Below are 20,097 nucleotides of genomic sequence, written 5' to 3' on the forward strand. Positions count from 1 at the left end.
TAGGCGAGGCTTCCAAACCGCGATTGAGGAGCATATCAAAATCTTCTTTTTTATAGACGATAGAAGCTCCTGTACCGCCCAAAGTAAAGGACGGACGTATTACAAGTGGAAAACCAAAACGTTGGGCGATTTCTTTTCCTTTGAGGAAGGAAGTAGCCGTTTCCGAAGGCGCCATTGGGATACCAATTTCATCGAGCAACACGCGGAATTTCTCGCGGTCTTCGGTAATTTGAATCGCATCGATATCTACCCCAATAATTTCCACTCCGAAGTCCTTCCAGATACCTTTTTCAGCTGCCTCTATACAGAGGTTAAGGGCCGTCTGTCCGCCCATAGTAGGCAGTACGGCATCTATTTCGTGGTGTGCCTTGAGGATTTCTACCAATGATTTAGTAGTAAGGGGTTTGAGATAGACCACATCCGCCATGGAAGGGTCGGTCATAATCGTAGCGGGGTTGGAGTTGATAAGTACAGTTTTGATACCGTCTTCGCGCAAGGAGCGTAATGATTGCGAGCCTGAGTAGTCGAACTCACAGGCTTGCCCGATAATGATAGGTCCTGACCCTATAAGCAGAACACAATGTAGGTCGTTTCTTTTTGGCATTTGTTAAGCGCTTTTATTTTTTTAATAACTTATCTAGTAATTTTTCAAAGTCTCTTGTAGGGGAAAGTTCCTTCCCTTTAATAACTAGTGATAAATCAAGTAATTTATTTTCTGATAGTAAAATAAGATTTTCCTCTGGAAATCCTGATGTCTGAGAAAAATAACTTCTATATTCTTCTAATGTTGTATTATATTTTTTTCTATGCACCAATGCTAAAGTAGGCAGGAACAAAAATATATCATCATTAGTAATGGCAAAAACTTGAAAATATTTTGTTAGTTGCTCTCTAGATTTTACAATCAGAGCATCGGGATCAAAAGATGAGCCATTTTCAAATCTTTCTTTATCTACATTATAGCGTTGCTCCGAAAAGAATGGTTGAATCCATCCTGCTTTAGCCTTAATTTCAACAATAGCAATAGTTTTTCCTCCTTTCTCAATCCTAATATCAGGAGCTGTTTTACCTTGTTGCCTTCTAAGCAAGATTTTCCATTCTTTTCCTTCTAATTCTGAAAGATGATAAAAAATCCTTGCTATATAGAATTCCAGTTCACTTGAAATAGGGGCATGGTAAGCTGTTTCAAAAGAAGAGGTTTTAAAACTCTGTTCTACTTTCGCCGAATCGTATAATTCATTGATAAATTTCAAAATATCCTCTGTAACAAGATTTCCAGCAACAAAATTATCGGCTATTTTTTTAGCCATTTTATCTATACTATCATAATATAGTTTCTTATAACTAAGCATTCTTACTTATTGAGTTTTAAAAAAAGAGCTACATTTTTCAAAAGAAAAACATAGCTATTGTATTATAAAAAAGAATATTACCTCGTAGCTCTCGCAGGTACGACTTAAGGGAGTTGGTGAAGTAATATTAAGTGAGTTCATTAAATATCAATAATTATTTTGCCAAGGTATTGAAAAATTCTTTTCATCTTTATGCCAAATATTTCTTCATAAGATAATCAAACTTTGCAGCCTCTACATCTATTTCTATTTCTTGGGGAACAAGCTCATTAAGTTGTTCAAAAAGAGCTTCTAAATCAGTGTGTTTCATCCGCTCTCTCCATTCTTCTTCTTGAGCATAAAGTAATTCTAACTGACTTTCATTCAGGTTATTATCCTCATCACAACCCCTTGTTTTCTCCAAAACAGACGAATTTATATCTAAAGTATTCATAACCTAACTATTCTATGGGGCAAAGATACTAATTATTTTTGAGATAAAAGACTTCCTTTCCTTAAAATCTTATCCCCTATGATACTAAGGTGTGTTAAGCAGGGAATCCCGTACGTATGTCTTTGTAAAAGAATCTATCCGGAAACGTGATATACCCACCTTGCTGGCTCTACGAACTCTAGGGAGATAAAGTATATATCGCTTGTTCTTTTTGAGCTTTCCTGTTTTTCCATGTACCCAATAAGTATCTGGAGTTAAATAATATCCCCCATACTTAGCTCTATAACGTATCTCATCAGGGGAGACAATATATTTTTTTCTAAAGAGCACATCTATATAAGCGGTTACTTTCTCAGCAGATGGGTGTTGTTCAAAATAGTTTCGGGCAAAAAGTGTAGCTGCCTGTTCTGTATTAATAGGCAATCGCTTTTCTTTCTTGGCATAGGCAGGCTCATCATAGAACACATACGCACCATTAGGAGCCGCACAAGAGGTAGCTAAAAACAACAAAAATAAGGGAAAGTATTTCATACTGTAATTTTACGGATAATACTCTATTTCTCGCTTCTCTATAACTTTTATGTCGTCTCCTTTAAATTTTTCTATTTCCCCAGATGTTTCTTCTGCTATCAAGGCTTTTAGTATTAGATTCCCCATCTTATCATAAGTAAGCTGATAGACTTTTGCAGAAAAAGGTTTTACGCCTGTTTTATCCTCGTAATACTCTTCTCTTATTTGATGTGTAGTATTGTTGTATATATATTTTGTTCTCCTCCAATGATCCCTCAACAGGTGCTTTTGTTCTTCCACAAGTACACCGTCTTTATAGTTTTCTATCTGCTCTATTTCCCCGTCAGTATCATACTGAATATGTTTTTCCAATTGTCCTTTAGTATCGTATTGATACACCTCCATATTGTCTTTCTCATTATAATTCCCTCCAAAAGATTCTTTTCTGTTTTTCATATAGGCAAGGTCATATTTCTTTACCAAAAGCCTACCTGCACTATCATATTCGTAGAGTTCTTTATAGTTGATACCATCATAACCTCCCTCTGCCCTTCTCTCTTTAGAAAGCAAATTCCCTTTACTATCATAGGTATAGAGGTATATTTCACTCGCCCTGATACCTCCCATATCTACAACGACTTTCTCCTGCACTACATTGTTAGGCAACTGAGTAAATACCGATTGAGATTCATTGCTTTTTACCTTTTTTAGTTTGCCATTATCGGCATACTCAAAGATAATTTCCCTTACCTTATTTCCTCCTCTATAAGATTGATAGCTAACAAGTTGTCCTTTTTCATTGAAGTTATCCCTCGTTAAAAATCCATATTCGTGATGACTTATAAGCGTCTTAACCTTCCCCTTGAGACCATACTGGCTAAGGGAAAGTTTATATTCGCCTGATGTATGTTGTCCTCTCACAGTAGTAAGGCACAAAAACATAAGTAATAAGAGTGTTTGCTTCATAACCATAAGAAAAAGAGTGAAAAACGGGGCTCGAACCCTCAACCTTACTTTGCTTGAGCGGTATCTGCTGTATCAGCTGGCGCCTCTTGTGGGGGCGCTGGCTGATCCTCCTCTTCATCGGTAGCAAAACCATAAGACCTGCCCAATTCCTTCAAGCGGTTGATATACTTCTTATAGATAGCTGATTGCTCCTTATAAAAAGACTCATCTTCCATAATAGGAATGAGCAGTGCCTGATAGCGCCTTAGGTCATAGGCAATCTCATCGGAGAGTCTTATGAAATTAATCTGAGAGAAAGTAAGGTAATATTCTACTTTTTCTTGGTACTTCTTAGCTACTTGAAGGAATAACTTTCTGGCCTTTTCGGGTTCTTTCACCGCATAATAACCTGATATAAAAGGCTCCAAAGTAAAGTAATATCCCAAGTGTCCCACAGGAATACGCGTGGTAGCTATATCAATAATATCCTTCGCCTTATCTATCTTATCTTCCGCTAGGAGGGTCTCGGTAAGGCGTGCTAGGTTACCACGGAATACAATACTATTGCGACGTGTTTCTGGATCATGGTATATATTTGGATCATCCATATTACCCCAATCCCAAGATTTTACAATATTATACATCAGGTCGGCGTCTATACGTCCCATATCATAAGGGTTATCCTTATCAATAGGGGTCTTGATAGGTACTAATTTGTAAGCCATACCATCGAGTTGTAGGTAATCACGCATCCAGATATATTCGTCATCACTATAACTACCTCCGGTGAAGTAGATAGGGCGTTTCCAATCATTGTTCGCCAAAATATCAAGCATGAGTAGGCGATTCTTACCCATACCAACAGAAGGGAGCTTAATATCTATATAATCCACTATCTTATCGGCATCTTCGGGTTTTACGATACCACTCTTAAGAACATTTTCCTTATTGACAGGAATACGTACTTTATTCGTTGGATAGGTAGAATAAGTAAGGTCAGGAGCCCCATTGCGATCTAACAATTTTTTAGTCTTAGGATCTTCTCTTCCTATCCATTCTATAAGGCTCTTTATAGGCCAAGTATCGTCGGTTTTTTTATCAAAATAGATAGCATCACGCACTCCATAAGCATATTGACTATGTACCAATTGGGATGGAATAGGGTCGCTAGTGTAGGCTTTGCGCTTCATCTGATCTATATACCAATCGGTTCCTAAGAGCGAGGTGTTGATCACCCTTACATCGGTTCGATAATGCTCTACCTCCTGCATATACCACATTCCGAAAGTATCATTGTCCCCTATGGAGAAAATCATCGCTCCGTTGTCCTTGGAAACAGAATCCAAATAACTCTTAGCCAAAGCACGTGCTGTATAGCGACCGGAGCGGTCATGGTCATCCCAGTTCTCGGCTAGCATACGAGCTGGCACAGTAATAAGACAGAGCGATACTACTGCAGGAGCCATGCCCTTAAAGGACATCTTTTCTTCCAAAAGTGAATAGAGTGCATATACTCCCATCCCTATCCAAATAGCAAAGGTAAAGAACGATCCTACCAAAGCGTAATCACGCTCACGAGGCTCGAAAGGACGCTCATTGAGATATACCTTCAGTGCCAAGCCTGTAAATAGGAATAGGATAAAAACCACCCACCATTGGCGTTTGCTAGAGGAAAACTGGAAGAAGAGCCCTACCAATCCCAGTAGCAACGGCAAAAAGAAATACGTATTACGTCCACGGTTATTCTGTGCATCGGAAGGGAGGTGATCCTGTGGGTAGCCTGTGTGCCACTCATCTATCAAGGAAATACCTGAAATCCAGTTACCATGGTTATTGCTGATTTTTCCTTGTATATCATCTTGGCGACCTACAAAGTTCCAAAGGAGGTAGCGCAAATACATATAATCAAACTGGTAGCTGAACATGAATTTCAAGTTGTCCCAGAAGGAAGGTTTTTCTACAATAAATATCCCTTGGTAACGGCGAAGTAGCTGTACATATTGCTCATAATCACCTGCATATACGACTGACTGAAGTTGTCGGCTGAGTTGTTCTACCTTTTCATTTCCTATATATTCAGGACTGATTCTATACTTTAGCGGACTGGTCAGGCTCATATAGTTGGCGGCATGTTCGCTACTCCACATACGAGGCAACAGACCTACATGATCTGGACTAGGAGCATCCAAAGCATCCTTGTAGTTATTTACAATAATATACTTATTTGTCTTATAGTCTCGCTCATACTTAGGTTTCTCATCCATATAATCTTCTGAGATAGCAAACTGATCCGAGTACATAGGCCCTACAAAGAGATAGGTCTTTTGATATTGCTCCAAGTTGTAATAAGCCAAGAGCAAACGTGCATCGGTAGGACTATTCTCGTTGATCACCGTACCGGCATTGGAACGGATAGGAATCATCAGCCAAGAAGAGAACCCTACAAAAACAAAGAGTAGGCAGAGTGTGGCTGTCTGTAACAATCGTTTTTGGTGCTTCTGTGCTTGCCATAGGACAAAAGCAAAAACTCCTATAATCAATACCCCTATAAAGATAGTTCCTGAATTAAAAGGTAGCCCCAACTCATTGACAAAGAACACCTCTGTATAACCAAATAAGGCTAAGGTATAAGGAAGTATTAGCTTAAAAATAAGCAGCAATATAGAAATAGAGATGATATTCGCCAAGATAAAGTTCGTGACATTCTTCTTAAAATGAGAACGGAAGAAATAGAGCATACCAATAGCAGGAATGGTAAGGAGCGCCATAAAGTGCACCCCAAAGGAGAGACCTACCACAAGAGCAATGAGCAACAGCCACTTATCTCCACGAGGTGTATCCAAGTTATCTGTCCACTTAAGCCCTAGCCAGAACATAACCGACATGAAGAGCATCGCCATCGCATACACCTCTGCCTCCGTAGCATTGAACCAAAAGCTATCGGAGAAGGTATAAGCCAAGGCACCCACTACTCCACTACCATATAAGGTAATCACCTGAGCATTGGAAAGCGTTTCCTTTTGGGAAAGCGCTATCTTCTTGGTGAAATTTACAATAATAAAGTATAGGAATAATATAGTAAAGGCACTGGAGAATACCGAAATAAAGTTTACAAAAAGAGCCGTCATCTCAGGGGAAGGAGAAAAAGAGGCAAAGAAAGCACCCACCATCTGGAAGAAAGGTGCCCCAGGAGGGTGTCCTACCTCCAGCTTAGCCGATGTGGCTATGTATTCCCCACAGTCCCAGAAACTTACGGTAGGCTCTACCGAAAGTCCATAGGTAATCAAGGCAATGAGGAATACCCCCCAACCTATTATGAGATTATACTTATGAAAGTCCTTTTGTAAGTCCATTTTTATCTTTTTAAAAAAACGGAGCGAAGTTAAGCATTTTTATCTTATCCACCTAATAAAATAGGGAGAAAAAAATTTTTTTATTTTTTTTACGCAAAGTATTGCAGGTTTCAAAAAAAGTTGTACCTTTGCACCGCAATTGAGAGATGGTCTATGGTGTAATGGTAACACAGCAGATTTTGGTTCTGTTATTCAAGGTTCGAGTCCTTGTAGACCAACTTTTTACAAATAATTCTTCTGAATTGGGTTAATCATATTATTATAGTTTAAAGTTATTTAGAAAGAAACTACCTGAATCAAGGTAGTTTCTTTTTTTATTTCCATTATTTTTGTATTTTTGCCGTCCAAAAACAAAAACTGGTATATATGCAAATGAGAATAGGTATTTGCTTACTATTTGCTCTCTTGGGAGGTCTTCGGGGCTTTGCTCAAGAACGCAATATTCATGGAACAGTCAAGGATACGCAGGGACGACCCTTAGCCAATGTGGTAGTCTTTGTCAAAGGAATATCTGAGACAACCACACAGACAAATACAGAGGGTTATTATACCCTCAAGGTTAAGGAAGGAGCCACTTTGGTATTCTCCTCTCTAGGACTCCGAGAAGTAGCCTATCCCCTAGGGGCTTCCGACACCTTGGATGTAATTATGGAGGCCACACAAGCAAGTGCGCAACCCACGACCCCTACGCAAGAGCGTACCGTGGCACGTACCAATGTGCGTGGCCCTTCGTCCATCTATGGGGAAAGCAAACCCCTATGGGTGGTAGATGGCGTAATCCTTGACGATGGAGTGGAACTCTCCCCCGATGCGCTCTCTTCCTCCGATGCCAAACTACTCATTGCCTCCGCTCTTGGAGGACTCACCTCCGATGATATTGCTTCCTTCAAGGTGCTTAAGGACGCTTCGGTAACCTCTATCTATGGGCCACGTGCAGTAGCTGGAGTGGTATTAGTAACCACTCGTAAGGGTACCAAAGGCACCAACAATATCACCTATACCAACGAATCCACCTTTAGAATGATCCCTTCCTACGACAATTTCAATATCATGAACTCGCAGGAACAAATGGATTTCTATATGGAGATGCTTCGCAGGGGTAATTTCTCTTATGAAACCCTTACCAACCGACGTTACAAAGGGGAAATTGCACGTATGTACGAACTACTCAATACTGCAGGCGCAGACGGGAAATTTGGTCTTGACAACACAGAAGCAGCCAAAACAGCTTATCTAAGAGCTGCCGAATATCGCAATACCAACTGGTTTGACAAACTCTTCCAAACAGGGGTAATGCAAAACCATGCCGTGAGCCTTTCTACCGGAAGTGACAAGGCCTCCTACTACGCCTCCATAAGTGTACTCTCCGACCCAGGATGGATGAAGTTCAGCCACAATGACCGTTATACTGCCAATCTGAATGCGAACTATAAGCTTAGCCAAAAGGTAAGTTTTAACCTAATTGTCAATGGAGCTTATCGCCAAGGACGCACCCCTGGAAATATGGATCCCCTCACAGGAAAAGTATCCTCCGATCTAGAGCTTAACCCTTATTCCTATGCGCTAAACACCTCCCGTACCCTAGACCCAAAAGTAGCTTATCGTTATAGATACGCTCCTATGAATATCTTCGAGGAATTGGAAAACAACTATACCGACAGCCATATAGGGGATATCAAGATACAAGGACGCCTCTCTTGGCTTATTACTCCCAAGGTAGAGGCCACTGCTCTAGGGGCAATCAAGTATCAGAGTATCTCCCACGAGCTTAACCAAACTGAGCAATCCAACATAGCAAGAGCTTATCGTGCTGCAGACAACCTAAACATGCTCAAGAACAATGAGTTCCTATACGAAGATCCTTATGATGATTTTGACGTAAAACGTACTGTCCTACCCGAAGGGGGTATTCGTGAAAAAAGCGAAAGTCTACTCTCTGGCAAGGACTTCCGAGCAACCCTTAGCTACAAAGATGCTTTCGAGGGAGGAAAACATAAGATCCAGCTCTTAGGAGGTGCAGAAACCAATGACACCTACCGCAGCAAGGATTGGGGTAAGAACTTCGGTCTAATGTATGAGTTAGGCGAGATCTCTTATTTCTCTTATGAGGCTTTCAAGCAAATACAGGAAAGCAAATCACCTAACTACTATACAGTTACCCGTACCACCTCTCGTAATGCAGCTTTCTTCTCCAATGCTGTCTATACTTTCCTTGACCGCTATACCTTGGAGGGTATCTTCCGTTACGATGGTACCAATCAGTTTGGTGCTTCTCGCTATATTCGCTGGATGCCTACTTGGAACCTTGCTTTCTCTTGGAATGTCACCAAGGAAAACTTTTTCCCTAAAAATACCGCTGTCTCCCAGCTGTCTTTCAAGACTTCTTTTGGGGTCATTCCTGAAAGTCCTTCTGCACCTACCTCCTTGGTGAAAATCATGGGAGACATTCCTTGGCGTAGCAATGAGCGTACCCGTGAAACAGCTCTTAAGGTAAGTGATCCTGCTAGTTATGACCTTACTTATGAGAAAAAGCAAGAGCTAAACATGGGGGTGCAAATGGGCTTCTTCAACAATCGTATCAGCTTAGCTCTTGATGGCTATACGCGCCAAAACTATGACCTCATAGGTCGTGTACCTACCCAAGGGCTTAGCGGTACTATACTCAGAGTAGGCAATGTCGCCCAAATGCACTCTTACGGAATAGACCTCAGCTTGCAAACTCAAAATATCAAGCTCAAGGATTTTTCTTGGATTACTACCTTTATCTATGCTAAGAATGAAAACAAAATCACTAAGCTCTATGTAGATGCCTCTATCTCCGATATGGTGCGTGGTAGTGGATTCTCCAAGGAAGGATATCCTGTAAGTTCTATCTTCTCGATTCCTTTCCGCGGACTCAACAGCGAAGGACTGCCTACTTTTGCCGACTCTAATGGAAATACTACTATAGATGGTATCCGCTTTGACCAGCGAGACAACCTCGATTTCCTTTCCTATTCTGGTACTACCAAGCCTACCGATGTAGGAAGCTTAGGTAACCTATTCACCTACAAGGGGCTTTCACTCAATGTACTTCTAACATATTCCTTTGGAAATGTATTGCGCTTGCCTACCGCCTTCAAAGCCAATTATGACAATGATGCGCTAGCACTCCCTAAGGAGTTTGTTAACCGCTGGATGCAACCTGGTGATGAGTACCGTACCCAAGTACCTGCTATTGCCTCCTCTTTCCAAAGAGACAATATGCCTAACTTGGAATATGCTTACACTGCTTACAATTATTCCGATGTACGTATAGCCAAAGGGGACTTCATTCGTCTGAAAGAAATCTCTTTAGGATATGAGTTCGACAAAGACTTGCTCAAGGAAATAAGAATCAAACGCTTAAGCATGAAGCTACAAGCCACCAACCTCTTCTTGCTCTATGCTGACAAGAAGCTCAATGGGGCTGATCCTGAGTTCTCTACCGGTTCTTCCTTTATCCCTAACCCTAAACAGCTGACTTTCAGTCTACGTGTAGGTCTATAACCTTTTAATACCGAACCTTATGAAAAGAAATCACATACCTCTACTTACCTTACTTTTGCTTTGCCTTGTAGGGTGTAACAAGTTCTTAGACAAGAATCCTGACAGCCGTGTGGAACTAGATTCCGCCGATAAGATACAAAAACTCTTGGTGAGTGCCTATCCCAACCGTACTACTGCCGTGGTAACGGAGTTCTCCTCTGACAATATAGATGATATAGGTGCTAACAACCGCCGCACGCTGCCTTTCGTTAGCGAATTGGCCTATTGGGAACAGAATTTCCATGAGTATGGTGCCCGTGATGGCTTGCGAAACCTTTGGAGTGATAACTATTCCATGATTTACCATGCCAATATAGCCTTGGAAGCCATTGACCGCTTAGGGGGCAATACCCCCGCCCTACGAGCTGCCCGCGGAGAAGCCCTTGTGATACGCGCTTATGCTCACTTTGTCCTTGTCAATCTCTTTGGCAAGCACTACAATACCCAAAGTAGCGCCACTGACCTTGGGGTTCCTTATATTGACGAACCTATCAATGAGTTCCAAGCCCAGCGCCCTCGCAATACAGTAGCCCAAGTATATCAGTACATAGAAAGAGATCTTACCCAAGGACTCCCCCTAATCAATGATAGTTACTACAAAGTACCTAAGCTACACTTCAACCGACGAGCAGCACAAGCTTTTGCAGCACGCTTCTTCCTCTATTACCAAAAATGGGACAAAGCCGAAGAGATGGCCACTGCAGTACTAGGAGAGACTCCTACCACACTGCGCAATTGGAGCGCTTTCCAAGCACTCTCCAGTGAAGATGCACATGCTAAGGAATATACCCGTGACGATGTAGAGGCTAATCTCATGCTTGCCACCGTTCATACCAATGCTACTGGTTACATTGATGGTTCTTCAGTGGCTCGTTTTACCCATGGTGCCGCTCTTTCCCTAAGAGAGACTTTCCGAGATGAACATAATCTTTGGCAAAATAACTATAATGATAAGGCATTCGAACGCTATCGTACTGAAATTAGCAAATACACCTATACCAAGTACCCCACCTATGTGAATAATCGTTCGCAAATCGTCCTTTTCTCCACCGATGAGACCCTTTTGGTACGTGCCGAAGCACGTATTCTCCAAGGGAAATATGCTGCTGCAGTGGCTGACTTGGGCTATTTTACCAAGGGATACCTCGCCTCAGGAAGAGAATTTACCCAAGCAGAGATTACCACTGCCTATCAGCGTATGGCGTATGCCTCCTATGATACCACTACTCTCCTTAGCTATGCCACTCAGAAAAAGAGGCTATACCCTGATTTTGCTATAAATAGTACCCAAGAAAACCTACTCCATTTCCTATTGCAGTGCCGTAGATTACTCACCTTGGGCGAGGGCTTGCGCTGGTATGATATTCGTCGCTATGGCATAGAAATCTACCGCCACCAACTCGATAACGAAGGTACCGCCTATATCAAGGGGGTACTCTCCAAAGATGATAAGCGCCGTACCCTACCCCTCCCAGTAGATGTGGTAGCGGCTGGAATGCAACAAAATGACCGATAAAACAAAGCCTATGAACCGATTAAAATTATACCTACCCCTCCTACTTGCCCTACTCTATGTAGGTTGTAGCAAGGACACACCCGACAAATCACAGAGTGTTGTACAACTCTCCTCACCAGAGGAAATAAAGAATCGTACAGAGCTTGACCGATACATCATCGAGAAATTCACCCAACCATATAATGTGAATATTGTATACCGATTCTCGGAGAACAACATCAGCCGTAATATGTTTCGCTATGTAGCTCCTCCTTCTGCGGAAAAAGCCTTACAAATGGCCAACTTCCTCAAGTATATGTATTATGAACCCTATACAATGCTCACCCCCAAGGGATTCCTACAAAACTACTCTCCTAAAGAGTTGGTTTTCATAGGTTCCCGTGCTTTCTCCGATGTAGGAACAGCCTATAATGGACTGGCTACCAATGCGGTAAAGATAGAGATGCTAGGAGTCAACAACATAAACCCCAATACGACTGACCCTACCGAAATCAAGAACATTGACAATAGGGTGCTACGTCTTATCTATCATGAATCGTCTCACCTTTTGGAACAGGTTAAGATTGTCCCTAAGGAGTTCGAGAAGCTCTCCATAGCCGACTACAAAGGGGGCGCATGGACACGCTCTTGGACGGGAGAAACCTACCTCAAGTCGGGCTTTATCAGTGCCTATGCCAGCGATAATATTCATGAGGATTTCGTAGAGACTATCGCACGTTACATCATCTACTATCAGAAAAACCAATGCGGCTGCAACACCACCGATGTAACCCTTGACACCGATGGAGATGGATTGAACGATACTGCCTACAATACTTGGAAAACAGAGATTCTCCGCAAAGGATACATCTGGGAAGAAGAGCTTGCCAAAGCCGATGGAAAGAACGATGCTAATGCAACCTATACAGGCAAAGAGATTCTTCTTAAGAAAATCACCATGGTTAAGAACTACCTCAAAGGTGAGTGGAACATTGACCTTGATGCCCTCCGTAACGAAATCCATAGGCGTCATGCCCTATTGCAGACAAAAGATTTCACTAAATATGAATGGTAACTTATGAAAAAACAGCAATATATACTCCTTTCAGCAATCCTTCTCCTTTTGAGTGCTTGTAGCCAAAAGGAAGAAGCTGTCTATGGCAAAGGTACTAGCTATGTACAACGTACCAACCAGACCCTCTCTGAATATGCCTCCACCCTTGAGGGTACGCCCCAATGGCTACTAACCCTCTATGCTGGAGAAAATCAGTCCTATGGGGGATACAATTTCCTTGTTTCTTTCGCTCGAGGCAAGGTAACTGCCTCCTCTGAAGTGCTCCCTACGGAAGAGACCTCAGACTACTCTCTCCTTTTTGGTGAGAAAGCAATCCTTTCCTTTGATACTTACAATAAGGTATTGCACTACTTTGTAGAACCCTCTTTCCTTTTCCCCCACGGAAAGGAAGGAGATAACCAGTTTGAGATACAGTCCTACAAAGATGGGGTGTTTTCACTACGTGGTAAGCGCTCTAATAACCTTATGACCCTCTCCCCTTTTAAGGGAAATAAGGCTACCTACTTGGCAAAAATACGCCAAAGAACTTCTTTGTTCAAAAGTGTGGGTATCGCTCCGATAACCCTTGACCAAAAGCAAGTAGCCCTTACACTCCACCCTACACTTCATCAGTTGAGTTTTACCACAGAGGGTAGTACCCAAAAAGTAGCTTTTGCCTATACAGAAAAGGGCTTAAAGCTCTATGAACCTACTACCATAGGAGGATATACCTTTACCGAGTTTGTCCTCTCAGAGGATAACCAAGAGCTTTCCACCCTTGACGGCAAGCATAAAGCGGCCTTAAGCTATACACTCCCCTATGACTTCAATTCCCGCTCTCTTTGGCTCAACCTCACCGAAGATAACTGTGGATCCAACACTATTTTTGCCTCTCTTTACCAGCGATATAAGAATTTTTCTTATAGTAACACCGCTTATAGTACAAGCCCACAGATACGTGTAGGCTTCAATACTGAAGAGTCGGGTATCACTTTCAGTTTCTACGAAAATGCTACTACACGCTATACTTTGGACTTCCTACCCGTAGTAGGCAAACCCAACCAAGTAAATATAGTGGAGGGCGTTCGTAGTCTTAACTGGAATGTATTTGCTAATCTCTATCCTCTGGTAGATGCTCTTATACAGTACGCCCCTTATGAGATTACGAATGTCAATAACAATGGCAGACAGTATCAATGGGTAAGTACCAAGGATAGCCAAGTGCGCTTTGTTACCACCCCTCGCCTACCCCGCTTGCCTTATAATTTCACGACCAAACGTACAACGATCACCTTTGCCTCTAACTATGTAAGTGAAACTATACTTACCGCTTACAAGGGGGTAAGACGCCGTAGTCGTACAGTAAATAGTGCGAGGGTAAGGGAAGTGCTCAACCCTGTAATTTACTTTGGCAAAGAAGGTAATGCTGCTGGTTTCCACTTCTATCTTACCCGTACTCCTACCGCCGGAGGAACTAGTACTCATGTGAATGTAGTTCTTAACATGGATTACCTTGGGGTAGCCTGCAACGCTAACCAGCTGAATATGGTAGAGAAAGCTAATCTCCGAGAAAATACCAATTGGAAAAACTATACCTACTTAGAACCTTTAGTAAAAGTATTTACCGACAATGTCCCCTATACCATGACCGACTATGGCAGTGGCACCTTAGGCTGGACTAGTGTCAAGAATCCGGATATTTGGTTCTATACACAAGAGCAGTAATGAATGATTGATAGAAACAAAAGAGAGATTATAGAAAATTACTATAATCTCTCTTTTTTACATTTATAGCTAATTGATAAAAAATCAATTGCAATTCATTTTCTGAATAACTGACAACTCCATTTGGGGATGAAATACACACCTATAATACAAGTTACCATTATAGGAGAATAAGAATGAGTAAAATAGCTTATCAAAATGTGCCATACCAAAAAGAAGCTAAGTCCTATAAGGTATATTCCAAGAGCAATTTTCGTGGCTTTTTCACTCTTTCGGCACAAAAAAGCGATAAGAGCTACTAAAGCAAGTTGCCCTATGGAAGCTCCTATGAAATATTCAGGGTGAGCAATTGTCAAATGTGCATTCTCCAATATCCTTGGAAGTTGTAACCAAGAAGGTATTTTATCTACAAAATCAATATACCACTGCCAAAAAGATATACTCTCTTCTACTTGATGTAAGGCATGTAGTCCCATCATTGGAAACCACAGTGATAGATACTTATTTGTTTGCATATATTTTTACTTTTAATGCTGTAATATAGTTCTGTTGCATGCGTTTCAAATTCCAAAAAAGAGGATTCCATTTTTTTAAATTATTTGAAAAGTATTATATTATATCCATTTTAAACAAAAAAGTAAAAGGTAATAGTGTTTTACCTTTTACTTTTTATCTTTTACCTTAAAAAGGGTTTACCATATTTTTACACGGTCTTCTGGTTTGCGATAGAGCTTGTCTCCTTCTTTTACATCAAAGGCTTTGTACCAAGCATCCACATTAGTCAGAGGAGCAAAAGCACGGAAGTAGCCTGGGGTATGAGGATCCGTTTTTACCTGATTGGTCATATACTGATCTGTAGAAAGTGTACGCCATACAGTTGCCCAAGAGAGGAAGAAGCGTTGATCTTGGTTATACCCACTGATATCAGCCACAGCACCATGGTCTTTGAGATACATTTGGAGCGCATCAAAGGCTATATTCACCCCTCCAAGGTCGGCAATGTTCTCCCCATTGGTAAAGGTACCATTGACGAAGATACCCTTTACAGGTTCATATTTATCAAACTGAGCCGCCAAGGCTTTGGTTACCTTTTCAAAGTTCTCTTTGTCAGCAGGTGTCCACCAGTTTTGTAGATTTCCATCTGCATCAAATTGAGCACCACTATCATCAAATCCGTGAGTAATCTCGTGACCAATTACCGCTCCTATTCCTCCGAAGTTCACAGCAGGATCTGCTTCAAAACTAAAGAAAGGTGCTTGCAAAATAGCCGCAGGGAATACGATTTCGTTATAGAGCGGATTGTAGTAAGCATTAACCGTTTGTGGAGTCATACCCCATTCAGTTTTATCCACAGGCTTACCTACCTTATCCAACTCTTCTTGGTAAGCCCACTGGGTTACCTTCACTAAATTATCAAAGAGTGAAGCATCGGCAGAGAGGGTCATCTTAGAATAGTCCTTCCACTTGTCTGGATAACCTACTTTTACCTTGAAAGTACTGAGCTTATGGAGTGCTTTTTCCTTGGTAGCATCACTCATCCAAGTAACATTCTTGATATGCTCTGCGAAACTTTTCTTAAGGTAATCCACCAAAGTAACCATTTCTTCTTTGGCTTTAGCAGGGAAATATTTCTCTACATAGAGTTTTCCGAAAGCCTCTCCTACTACCCCATTGATAAGAGAAAGCGCACGCTTATTCATAGGGCGTTGTTCCTGCTGTCCATTGAGGTATTTGCTATAGAAGTTGAATGAAAGTTCGTCCAAAGCCCCATTGAGATATCCCGCATTGCTTGCTACTAAGTTATAACGGAGGTAATCCTTAAGTAGGGAGAGGTTCTTCTCATTGACAAACTTATCGTATTCTTTGTACAAGCGTATTTCCCCTACAATCACCTTATCGGTATTCACCCCTACTTTTTTAAGCAAGGCAGGAATATTAAGATTCTTTACCAACTTAGAAAGCTCGCTCATCGTCTGAGGATTGTAACTAAGGTTAGGATCACGATCTTCCTCATTGGTAAGCATAAGCTTGGCAAGGTCTTTCTCAAAAGCCACTTGTTTTTGTGCCTTTTCATCAGCATTAGCATCGCCAAGGAGCTTAAAGATATCCGCTACAAACACCTGATATTTGCCAATTGCTTCGGTGTTGCTTTCACTTTGTTTTTGGTAATAGTCACGACCTAATCCCAGACCGAAATTACTCAAATACACTGCATTCTGGTTGGAATCCTTCATATCGGCATAGACACCCCAGCCACATACAGGATTTTCTCCCAGTGGAGTAGCCTCTTCCAAATAGGTTTGTAGATCAGCTAGGTTTTTGATAGCCTCTATTTTCTTCAAATAAGGATCAAGAGGTTCCAATCCTGCCTTGTTGCGGGCATCCATATCCATATAGGTCTTGTAGATAGCTTGGATTTTTTGTCCTTCAGAGCCTTCGGGATAGTTTTCCTTAAGGAGGTTATCCAAGAGGGAGAGACACTGCTCATCAGTTTCCTCTCTCAGCATATAGAAGGTACCCCAAGAGGGTTTGTCAGCAGGAATCTTAGCGGTTTTCATCCACCCCCCATTGACATAGTTATAGAAATCATCTTGAGGGCGTACGGAGGTATCCATAGCCGAGAGATCAAGACCTTTGTCTGTGGTTTCTTCTTTCATGTTATCTTTTTTAGTAGGGTTGCCACAGCCCACCATTAGGGCGAGGCACGAATAGATGTAAAATTTGTTCATATTCATTGAGTTTTGAGTCGTTAGTTTTGAAATTCAAAGAGCAAAATTACAAAGAAAGTTTAAAACAAAAAAGTTAAATCATAATTATTTCCTCAATCTTTCTATCCAATCGTTGAAATGTTTCTTTTTTTGGTATATACTCGTCATTCATTAAAATTCGCCATCAATCATATGGTCAAATTCTTCTATATAAAAATCTTGAAAGTAAACCTCTCCAAAGTCTTTCGTGGTAAGTTGTACTTCCTTTTTAGACCCTTGTTCTCCTCCGGTGAGATCTATATATCCATAACGATGAAGAAAGAAATCATTTGCATGTTTGTTATACTTGAAGGTGATATAGGCCTCCGCCGGAAAATTGTTTCCCTTGAATTCCAAGGTGAAATATTCGCCTTTGCAGACGATTTGGTGGAGTGGCCAGTCCTTATAACAAAAATCAGGTGCTATCAGGAGCTTATACTTATGTTCCCCTTCCTGACTAAGAAGCAATACCACCTTTCTAATTGCATTAGGACTATCCTCTTGTTCGGCAAAGGAAAAGAGATGATCCGCCTTACCATCTCCATTGAGGTCACAACTATGAAGCTGCTGCTCTAAGTCATATGCTCCCAAGCGAACAATCCTCTCAGAAAGTTCATTGGGGTTATCCACTTGGCAGATATCCTTGTAAGGGGCAATAATGCCCAACATATATTCTGTTTGGTTGATCACAAGGTTTCCGATTTCTTCTCTTGTAGTAGCGGAGAAAGTGGCTCCTTTGCTCCATACGCCATCTTTGAGCAAATAGGTTACTTCCTTAAAAGGAAGATAGACAGAACCCTTCTCAGGATTGGCTTTTTCTCCTTTTTCTCCTGTAAAGTATTGGTTATCTATAGCCGAAATATATACATCAAAATAGCGAGCTATCTCCTCAGTAGTGAGCTTATGTATTGCTGGAGTGAGGTGCTCACTCAGTAGTAGCTGGTCATAGGAAAAAAATCTCAAGACATAGGGATTGAATTCTATTGTCTTGGGGAGTAGAGAAATATCTACCCTCCCAAAGACAGGATCTAGATATACAGCAGTATCTACAACACTACCGCTATAGAAAAATCCGCTATCAGAATCCTCTTGAGAGGTATAGGGTACTCTCTTGAGCAGTTCATAGAGCTTTGCTTCTATCTCTGGGCTCATAGGCTGTTCAGTGATAGGAGTTGTCTGCTTGCAGGCAAAAAGCCATAAAGCTAAGAGGATAAGGGATATCTTTTTCATAGGGGTTAGGGAAGTAACTATTCACTTTTCACTCCTTTATACGGGTTAGGGCGATAGCCGTCCATTAGCTGATCATTCTCCATGATAAAAGGAATCGCATTGGGCTGCTCCCATTCCACATCATAGCGGTTCATTAGGTAATCACTCAGCTCGGTACGGTTGGCAAAAATAATGGCTTGGTAGGGTTCTTGGAAAGCGAGTTTTTCTACAAAGAGCAGTTTACCTTCGAAGGGTACCAATACCCCCACATGTCCCACAAAAATCATATTTTCCTCTGGGGTGATTTGGGAATGGAAAACAGCTGAGATAAGTGATGCCTTGGCAGGGTCTCCCTTATAACGGAAAGTGATACCCCGCTCCTTCCAAGCACGTTGCATGGCTTGCAAATGAGTGTTTATATCCTTGGTATTGGTAGTAGGCACCTCGGTAAAGAGTGCAAAAAAATCGTTTTCCTCGGCTGGGGTAAAGAGCTTTTTAGGAGCATTGCGCAAAGACTCACGGTCTATAAAGAGTACTTCGTCCTCTCCCTTAGTGGCAAACTTCTTATCAGAAAAAGCAATCAGATCGCGCAAAAGTGTAAAGGAAGTCAAGCGGCAATTATACCCCTGAAAGGCAGGATATTTGTTCATCCAATCGGTTTGTATAGCCACCTCATCATACTTGGGCAGTAGGCTATCGATAGTTACAAAGCCCTCTGGGACAAGGTTTGCTTTCGCTCCAGCTGTCTGATTAAAGAGTGCTACACTCTCCAAGAAAGCGGAAGCATTAGAAGCAGATATCCCAGCAGCGATAAGCGCTTGCTGCACTTTTTCTTGAGTAGGTGTATCTACTAAGTTAGAATAGGTCAGCGTTGGCGTGTTCTTTTCTTGAGCCACTTGAGGGGTTTCCTCCGCTGTTGTAGTAGGGGCTTTTTTCTCTTGGCAGGCAACAGCAACCAAGGAAAGTAGGGTCAATACAATTTTTCTCATTTTTTTAATCATTTTTCTTTAGATTAGATAGGTAAGTGAGATCCTATATAACCTATGTATATTTTGAGATTATCAGGGAAAATATAGATGCGTAAATTTTTCTTTGGTTTTATGTGCAAATCAAAACATTTTGTTTTCCCATTAGGCAGTTTAAACACCCGCTCTTGTTTCTTTTTGCTATTATTATTTGTCGAAGGTGATTCAGTAGAAATGTCTAATGCTGAATTAAAAATTCTTGCGTTATTATAGTTGAATCTTCCATTATTCCAAGATGTTACACAATAGTCATCTAATAGTAAAAGTGTTCTTAATATTTGTTTAATACTACCAACACTTTTCAATTGAGTTTCTATCTCTGGACATAACTCTATTCTTTTAAAAAGAAACGACCGTCTTTCCCAAATCTCAATCCCCTTAGTAATATTTTGTATCTTTTGCTTTTTAAATGAGTGATATTTCTCTTCACTGTTGATATGTCGCTCATCTGTAACTTCAAAGTGAGCTCCCCAAAAAGCATTGTGTTCATCAGGATAATGTCTCTTTATTTCATTAAGAGTTTCAAAATCTTCTTCAAACTCATTTATTTTACCTAACATTTTAAAAATTACCCTTTTAAGTTCTATATTAAACTTTGAATTTTGATCAAATAGTATCTCAGATAAACTACCCTCAGAAGTATTTATTTCAAAAAAAGTTTTGCTTTTTAAAAAAGAGTCTT

At 41.1% G+C, this 20,097-nt stretch carries 14 protein-coding genes, 1 tRNA gene and 1 pseudogene; 5 read left to right on the forward strand and 11 right to left on the reverse strand.

The features are described from left to right. From Q0625_RS11655 to Q0625_RS11680, 6 genes and pseudogenes are all read right to left on the reverse strand, one after another. Positions 1-604 (reverse strand): annotated as a pseudogene (locus Q0625_RS11655) (carbamoyl-phosphate synthase large subunit); the annotation flags it as partial. Positions 605-617: 13 nt separating this feature from the next. Then, positions 618-1,310, reverse strand: coding sequence for a hypothetical protein (locus tag Q0625_RS11660; protein WP_298827467.1), 693 nt, complete (start codon positions 1,308-1,310; stop codon positions 618-620). Between the two features lie 232 nt (positions 1,311-1,542). Then, positions 1,543-1,785 (reverse strand): hypothetical protein, encoded by a 243-nt coding sequence (locus tag Q0625_RS11665; RefSeq protein WP_298827470.1) that lies wholly within the window; start codon positions 1,783-1,785, stop codon positions 1,543-1,545. 84 nt (positions 1,786-1,869) lie between these two features. Beyond that, on the reverse strand, positions 1,870-2,316 hold the full coding sequence (locus Q0625_RS11670) for a hypothetical protein (RefSeq protein ID WP_298827472.1): 447 nt from the start codon (positions 2,314-2,316) through the stop codon (positions 1,870-1,872). Between the two features lie 9 nt (positions 2,317-2,325). Continuing rightward, positions 2,326-3,261 carry a hypothetical protein gene (locus Q0625_RS11675; protein ID WP_298827474.1) on the reverse strand — a complete coding sequence of 312 codons (936 nt, stop codon included), beginning with the start codon at positions 3,259-3,261 and terminating at the stop codon, positions 2,326-2,328. A 44-nt stretch (positions 3,262-3,305) separates the two neighbouring features. Then, complete coding sequence (locus Q0625_RS11680) at positions 3,306-6,593, reverse strand: DUF2723 domain-containing protein (RefSeq protein WP_298827479.1); 3,288 nt, start codon at positions 6,591-6,593, stop codon at positions 3,306-3,308. Between the two features lie 147 nt (positions 6,594-6,740). On the opposite strand from Q0625_RS11680, the gene Q0625_RS11685 reads away from it, so the two are divergent. The 5 genes from Q0625_RS11685 (at position 6,741) to Q0625_RS11705 (ending at position 14,434) form a co-directional block, all read left to right on the forward strand. Next, a tRNA-Gln gene (locus Q0625_RS11685) sits at positions 6,741-6,811 on the forward strand. A 148-nt stretch (positions 6,812-6,959) separates the two neighbouring features. Beyond that, complete coding sequence (locus tag Q0625_RS11690) at positions 6,960-10,121, forward strand: SusC/RagA family TonB-linked outer membrane protein (RefSeq protein ID WP_298827481.1); 3,162 nt, start codon at positions 6,960-6,962, stop codon at positions 10,119-10,121. A 19-nt stretch (positions 10,122-10,140) separates the two neighbouring features. Continuing rightward, positions 10,141-11,676, forward strand: a complete 1,536-nt coding sequence (locus Q0625_RS11695) for a RagB/SusD family nutrient uptake outer membrane protein (RefSeq protein ID WP_298827484.1) — start codon at positions 10,141-10,143, stop codon at positions 11,674-11,676. A 10-nt stretch (positions 11,677-11,686) separates the two neighbouring features. Next, positions 11,687-12,730, forward strand: a complete 1,044-nt coding sequence (locus tag Q0625_RS11700) for a substrate import-associated zinc metallohydrolase lipoprotein (protein ID WP_298827487.1) — start codon at positions 11,687-11,689, stop codon at positions 12,728-12,730. A 3-nt stretch (positions 12,731-12,733) separates the two neighbouring features. After that, positions 12,734-14,434 carry a DUF4302 domain-containing protein gene (locus tag Q0625_RS11705; RefSeq protein ID WP_298827490.1) on the forward strand — a complete coding sequence of 567 codons (1,701 nt, stop codon included), beginning with the start codon at positions 12,734-12,736 and terminating at the stop codon, positions 14,432-14,434. Between the two features lie 95 nt (positions 14,435-14,529). Here Q0625_RS11705 and Q0625_RS11710 read toward each other — a convergent pair whose 3' ends face one another. From Q0625_RS11710 to Q0625_RS11730, 5 genes are all read right to left on the reverse strand, one after another. Beyond that, a complete protein-coding gene (locus Q0625_RS11710; RefSeq protein WP_298827495.1) occupies positions 14,530-14,949 on the reverse strand; it encodes an HXXEE domain-containing protein in 420 nt (139 codons plus the stop codon). A 177-nt stretch (positions 14,950-15,126) separates the two neighbouring features. After that, positions 15,127-17,163, reverse strand: a complete 2,037-nt coding sequence (locus Q0625_RS11715; protein ID WP_298827498.1) for a M13 family metallopeptidase — start codon at positions 17,161-17,163, stop codon at positions 15,127-15,129. Positions 17,164-17,313: 150 nt separating this feature from the next. Then, on the reverse strand, positions 17,314-18,411 hold the full coding sequence (locus tag Q0625_RS11720; protein ID WP_298827500.1) for a hypothetical protein: 1,098 nt from the start codon (positions 18,409-18,411) through the stop codon (positions 17,314-17,316). Positions 18,412-18,428: 17 nt separating this feature from the next. Then, a complete protein-coding gene (locus Q0625_RS11725; protein WP_298827503.1) occupies positions 18,429-19,379 on the reverse strand; it encodes a DUF4300 family protein in 951 nt (316 codons plus the stop codon). Positions 19,380-19,402: 23 nt separating this feature from the next. Then, positions 19,403-20,097, reverse strand: a 695-nt coding sequence (locus Q0625_RS11730) for a hypothetical protein (protein ID WP_298827506.1), incomplete at its 5' end; no start/stop codon positions are given.

This window comes from uncultured Capnocytophaga sp. (genome assembly GCF_938029845.1).
Classification (GTDB): Bacteria; Bacteroidota; Bacteroidia; order Flavobacteriales; family Flavobacteriaceae; genus Capnocytophaga.

Excerpts from the sequence above, each read along its gene's own strand:
- Q0625_RS11660 (WP_298827467.1), bottom strand. The coding sequence starts at position 1,310 with ATGGCTAAAAAAATAGCCGATAATTTTGTTGCTGGAAATCTTGTTACA.
- Q0625_RS11665 (WP_298827470.1), bottom strand. The coding sequence starts at position 1,785 with ATGAATACTTTAGATATAAATTCGTCTGTTTTGGAGAAAACAAGGGGT.
- Q0625_RS11670 (WP_298827472.1), bottom strand. The coding sequence starts at position 2,316 with ATGAAATACTTTCCCTTATTTTTGTTGTTTTTAGCTACCTCTTGTGCG.
- Q0625_RS11675 (WP_298827474.1), bottom strand. The coding sequence starts at position 3,261 with ATGAAGCAAACACTCTTATTACTTATGTTTTTGTGCCTTACTACTGTG.
- Q0625_RS11680 (WP_298827479.1), bottom strand. The coding sequence starts at position 6,593 with ATGGACTTACAAAAGGACTTTCATAAGTATAATCTCATAATAGGTTGG.
- Q0625_RS11690 (WP_298827481.1), top strand. The coding sequence starts at position 6,960 with ATGCAAATGAGAATAGGTATTTGCTTACTATTTGCTCTCTTGGGAGGT.
- Q0625_RS11695 (WP_298827484.1), top strand. The coding sequence starts at position 10,141 with ATGAAAAGAAATCACATACCTCTACTTACCTTACTTTTGCTTTGCCTT.
- Q0625_RS11700 (WP_298827487.1), top strand. The coding sequence starts at position 11,687 with ATGAACCGATTAAAATTATACCTACCCCTCCTACTTGCCCTACTCTAT.
- Q0625_RS11705 (WP_298827490.1), top strand. The coding sequence starts at position 12,734 with ATGAAAAAACAGCAATATATACTCCTTTCAGCAATCCTTCTCCTTTTG.
- Q0625_RS11710 (WP_298827495.1), bottom strand. The coding sequence starts at position 14,949 with ATGCAAACAAATAAGTATCTATCACTGTGGTTTCCAATGATGGGACTA.
- Q0625_RS11715 (WP_298827498.1), bottom strand. The coding sequence starts at position 17,163 with ATGAACAAATTTTACATCTATTCGTGCCTCGCCCTAATGGTGGGCTGT.
- Q0625_RS11720 (WP_298827500.1), bottom strand. The coding sequence starts at position 18,411 with ATGAAAAAGATATCCCTTATCCTCTTAGCTTTATGGCTTTTTGCCTGC.
- Q0625_RS11725 (WP_298827503.1), bottom strand. The coding sequence starts at position 19,379 with ATGAGAAAAATTGTATTGACCCTACTTTCCTTGGTTGCTGTTGCCTGC.